The 4,302-nt window shown below is 71.7% G+C and carries 5 protein-coding genes; 1 reads left to right on the plus strand and 4 read right to left on the minus strand.

Going from position 1 to position 4,302, the window contains the following annotated elements:
• From AC1D01_RS22880 to AC1D01_RS22895, 4 genes are all read right to left on the minus strand, one after another.
• The coding region (locus AC1D01_RS22880; RefSeq protein ID WP_477870366.1) for an ABC transporter permease at positions 1-965 on the minus strand (965 nt) is incomplete at its 3' end.
• Positions 962-1,867: an ABC transporter ATP-binding protein gene (locus AC1D01_RS22885; protein WP_477870368.1), complete on the minus strand. Its 906-nt coding sequence runs from the start codon at positions 1,865-1,867 to the stop codon at positions 962-964. The genes AC1D01_RS22880 and AC1D01_RS22885, both read right to left, overlap by 4 nt.
• Before the next feature lie 135 nt (positions 1,868-2,002).
• The gene (locus AC1D01_RS22890) at positions 2,003-2,917 is read right to left on the minus strand and encodes an SMP-30/gluconolactonase/LRE family protein (protein ID WP_477870370.1); all 915 of its coding nucleotides are present in this window, start codon (positions 2,915-2,917) and stop codon (positions 2,003-2,005) included.
• A gap of 46 nt (positions 2,918-2,963) precedes the next feature.
• Positions 2,964-3,827 carry a LysR substrate-binding domain-containing protein gene (locus AC1D01_RS22895; RefSeq protein ID WP_477870372.1) on the minus strand — a complete coding sequence of 288 codons (864 nt, stop codon included), beginning with the start codon at positions 3,825-3,827 and terminating at the stop codon, positions 2,964-2,966.
• A gap of 104 nt (positions 3,828-3,931) precedes the next feature.
• Here AC1D01_RS22895 and AC1D01_RS22900 point away from each other — a divergent pair.
• A partial coding sequence (locus AC1D01_RS22900) for a YbfB/YjiJ family MFS transporter (RefSeq protein ID WP_477870374.1) occupies positions 3,932-4,302 on the plus strand: 371 nt, incomplete at its 3' end.

Here is a 4,302-nt window from a genome sequence, read left to right on the forward strand (position 1 = left end):
ATGTCGAAGCGGGCGAGCCGCCACAGCTGGGCGCGGCGCGTCGGCGCATCGGCCCGTGCGGCGGGCAGCGCGCCGATCGCGGTCGGCCGCGTGGCCGGCTCGGCGGCAGCGGCCTTCGCCTTCTTCGACGCCTTCTTCGACACGGTCGCCACCGGCGCGCGCTGCTCGAAGCGGAACCGCCAGCACGCCAGCGCGAACACCGCAAGTGCGATGCCGGACCACAGCAGGCGGTTCGCGAGCATCGGCCCGGTCATCGCCGGCAGCAGCGTGTTGCGCTCGGCGGCCGTCCAGTACTTGGTGACGATGCCGAGCGCCGACAGGCCGAACGGGTCGAGCAGCGCCGCGATGCTGTCGTACTGCGGGTTGCGCAGCAGGCCGCGCATCACGAAGTACAGCACCAGCATCGCGATTGCGCAGACGTAGGTCCACATCATCGAGCGCGTCGCGGTGGCGGCGGCGAAGAACACCGCCGACACGATCAGCAGCGTCGGCAGCCCGAACGCGAACAGCGCGTACAGGTAGTGCGCGAGGTGGAACGCGCCGACCTTCTCGGCATCGACCCACGGCATCGCGACGCCGACCAGGATGCCGAGCGGGATCGAGGCCAGCACCCCCAGCGCGACCAGGTTGGCGCCGAGGAAGCGGCCCACCAGGTAGGCCCCCTTGCCGAGCCGCGTCGAGCGGATGATCGGCGCGAAGCCGGTCTCGTCGTCGCGGATCACGACGTTGGACACCATCGCGACGATGACGAACACCGCGAACAGGCTCATGATCGCGAGCGTCTGCAGGATCGCGAACGGCGAGTTCAGGTGCACGTTGCCACGGCTGCCGATCTGGATCGTGTCGACCGTGACCGAGCCGAAGGTCAGCAGGAAGAACATCAGGCAGCCGACCCAGAACACCGGGCTCTTCAGCTGGTAGCGCGCCTCGAAGCGCGCGACGTGCATCAGCATGCTGCCGCTCATGCCTCGGCCCCTGCCACGACCCCGGCCGAGGCGCTGCGGTGCTGGTGCAGCGTCGAGAAGTACACATCCTCCAGCCCCGCCTCCACCGGCGCGAAGCCCGGCGCCGGCGCGTCGTCGGCCAGCACGTGCACGACCGGCCGGCCGCCGCGCAGCCGGGTCGCGATCACGTCCATGCGGCTGCGCGCGTCGGCGAGCTCCTCCTTGGCGACCTCGCCCTGCCAGACGCGGCCCGCCATTTCGGCGATCAGCAGCTGCGGCGTGCCGGTGCGCACGATGCGCCCACCGACCAGGATCGCCATCCGTGGGCACAGATCGGTCACGTCGTCGACGATGTGCGTCGACAGGATCACGACCACGTTCTCGCCGATCTCGGCCAGCAGGTTGTTGAAGCGGTTGCGCTCCTCCGGGTCGAGCCCGGCGGTCGGCTCGTCGACGATGATCAGCCGCGGGTTCCCGATCAGCGCCTGCGCGATGCCGAAGCGCTGGCGCATGCCGCCGGAGAAGCCGGCGATCGCCTTCTTGCGCACGTCCCACAGGTTGACCTGCTGCAGCAGCGAGTCGACCGTCTCGCGCCGCTCGCCGCGCCCGGCCACGCCCTTCAGCACGGCCAGGTGGTCCAGCATGTCCCAGGCCGACACGCGCGGGTAGACGCCGAAATCCTGCGGCAGGTAGCCCAGCACCGCGCGCAGCCGCGCCGGTTCGGCCAGCACGTCGATGCCGTCGAACGCGATGCGGCCCGCGCTCGGCTGCTGCAGCGTCGCGAGGCAGCGCATCAGCGAGGACTTGCCGGCGCCGTTCGGCCCGAGCAGGCCGAACATGCCGCGCGGGATGTCGAGCGTCACGTCATCGAGGGCGCGGGTGCCGTTGGCATAGGTGTGCGACAGCTGGGCGATGGTCAGCATGCAGGATCTCCGTGGGGAGGTTGGGGAAACGAGGGACGAACGGGGGACTCTACGGACGGCGCGACGAAACGCCATCGCGGTGCGACAGGCCGCACGGCGGGGCGGACAGGCCGTGCAGCGGACGGAGCGGACGGATCAGAACGTCTTCACGCCGTTGACCGGCAGCAGCACCGACAGCAGCGAGCTGGTCGCGCACAGGAACAGCCGGTTGCGCTTCGGCCCGCCGAACACGACGTTGGCGACGCGCTCGGCCGTCTTCACCTTGCCGAGCAGCGTGCCGTCGGGCGCGAGGCAGTGCACGCCGTCCGCTGCGCCGCACCACAGCCGGCCGGCCTCGTCGACGCGGAAACCGTCGAACAGTCCGGCGCTGCAGGTGGCGAACACCTCGCCGCCCGCGAGCCCGCCGCGCGCCGTGACGTCGAACACGCGGATGTGGCGCGGGCCGCCCGGCTGGTGGGTCACGCCGCTGTCGACGATGTAGAGCTTCGATTCATCGGGCGAGAACGCGAGGCCGTTGGGCCGCACGAAGTCGTCGGCGACGCGCACGCATTCGCCGCTGCGCGGGTCGAGCCGGTAGACGTGACAGCCGCCGGTCTCGCTCTCGCCGCGGTGGCCTTCGTAGTCCGAATCGATGCCGTAGGCCGGGTCGGTGAACCAGATGGAATCGTCCGACTTCACGACCAGGTCGTTCGGGCTGTTCAGCCGCCGGCCCTGCACCCGGTCGACCAGCGTCGTGACGCGGCCGTCGTGCTCGGTGCGGGTGACGCTGCGCGAGCCGTGCTCGCAGGTGACGAGCCGGCCCTGGCGGTCGAGCGTGTTGCCGTTCGCGAAGTTCGACGGCGCGCGGAACACGCTGACGCGGCCGTCGGTCTCGTCCCAGCGCAGCATCCGGTCGTTCGGGATGTCGCTCCACAGCAGGTAGCGCCCGGCCGGCACGTAGACCGGCCCCTCGGCCCAGCGCAGGCCCTGGTGCAGTGTGTCGACGCGCGCGCTGGTGCGCACGCAAGCGCGGAATCGCTCGTCGAGGATCTCGAAGTCGGTCTCGGCCATGGTCTGCTCCCGGCAGCGCMGGCTGCCGGCCCCGACTGTAAGGCGATCAGGCCGACTCGACCAAGCGCAACGACTCCTGCAGCGCCGCCAGCGCCGGCGGCACCTCGCCGGCGCGCCACACCAGCGGCGTGACCCGCTCGCCATGCACCTTCGGCAGCGGATGCCACAGCACCGGCGGGCTGCGCAGCGTCGCGAGCACCGCCTGCGGCACCAGCGCGATGCCGGTGCCGGCCGCCACGCAGGCGACGATCGCGTGGTACGAGCTCAGTTCGAGGATGCGCATCGATGCGATGCGCCGGTCGCCGAGCCAGCGCATCAGCACGCGGCGGTAGGCGCAGCCGTCGGGGAAGCTGATCACCGAGTCGTCCTGCACGTCCTGCGCCCGCACGATCGGCGCATGCGAGGCGGCCGAGATGACGCCCAGCCGCTCGCGGAACAGCGGCATCGTCGCGAGCGCGCGGTCGGCCGGCGCCTCGACGATGAAGGCGGCATCGATGCGGCGCGCCACCAGCGCCGCCAGCAGCGCATCGTTGGTGCCGGTGCTCAGCTCGACCCGCACCTCCGGGTAGCGCCGGTGGTAGGCCGCCAGCACGGCAGGCAGCCGGCTCGCGGTGGTGCTCTCGAGGGCGCCGATGCGAAGCACGCCACTCGGCGCGCCGCCGACCACCGCCTGGCGCGCCTCGTCCGACAGGCTCAGCAGGCGATCGGCGTACTCGAGCAGCACCTGCCCGCGCGGCGACAGGTGCAGGCGCTGCCGGTCGCGGTGGAACAGCTCGGCGCCGAGCGAGGCTTCGAGCTGCTGGATGCGCGTCGTCACGCTGGACGGCACGCGGTGCAGCTTGCGCGCCGCCTTCAGGATGCCGCCTTCGTGCACCACCGTCCGGAAGATGGCGAGGGATTCGAGGTCCATGCCGCGATGCTGCCACGCCGGCGCCCGCCCTGTTCGCCTTTCCAGAACAAGTCGTTCGGAATAATTCAATATCGCGGAACAGGCGCCGTGACTAGCATGCAGGCATGCCGAACCCGACCGCCTCCTCCCGCCGCGCCGTCCAGGCCGCGCTGATCGGCGCGCTGTGCCTGGCCAGCGGGATGGGCATCGGCCGCTTCGCATTCACGCCGCTGCTGCCGCTGATGCAGGACGCCGGGCTGTCGCTGCCGCACGGGGCCTGGCTCGCGAGCATCAACTATGCGGGCTACCTGGTCGGCGCGCTGCTGTGCGCGGCCTGGCCGCTGCCGGCCGGCGTGGTCGGGCGGGCCGGGCTGCTCGCCACCGCGCTGGCCACGCTCGCGATGGGCCTGGGCGACGACTACCGCGCCTGGCTGCTGTGGCGCGGGCTGGCCGGGGTCGCGAGCGCGTGGGTGCTGGTCGGGGCGTCGTCGTGGGC

The organism is Rhizobacter sp. P3_B12 (assembly GCF_056402895.1).

Coding starts and splice junctions, on each gene's coding strand:
- AC1D01_RS22895 (WP_477870372.1), bottom strand. CDS start 3,827: ATGGACCTCGAATCCCTCGCCATCTTCCGGACGGTGGTGCACGAAGGC.
- AC1D01_RS22885 (WP_477870368.1), bottom strand. CDS start 1,867: ATGCTGACCATCGCCCAGCTGTCGCACACCTATGCCAACGGCACCCGC.
- AC1D01_RS22890 (WP_477870370.1), bottom strand. CDS start 2,917: ATGGCCGAGACCGACTTCGAGATCCTCGACGAGCGATTCCGCGCTTGC.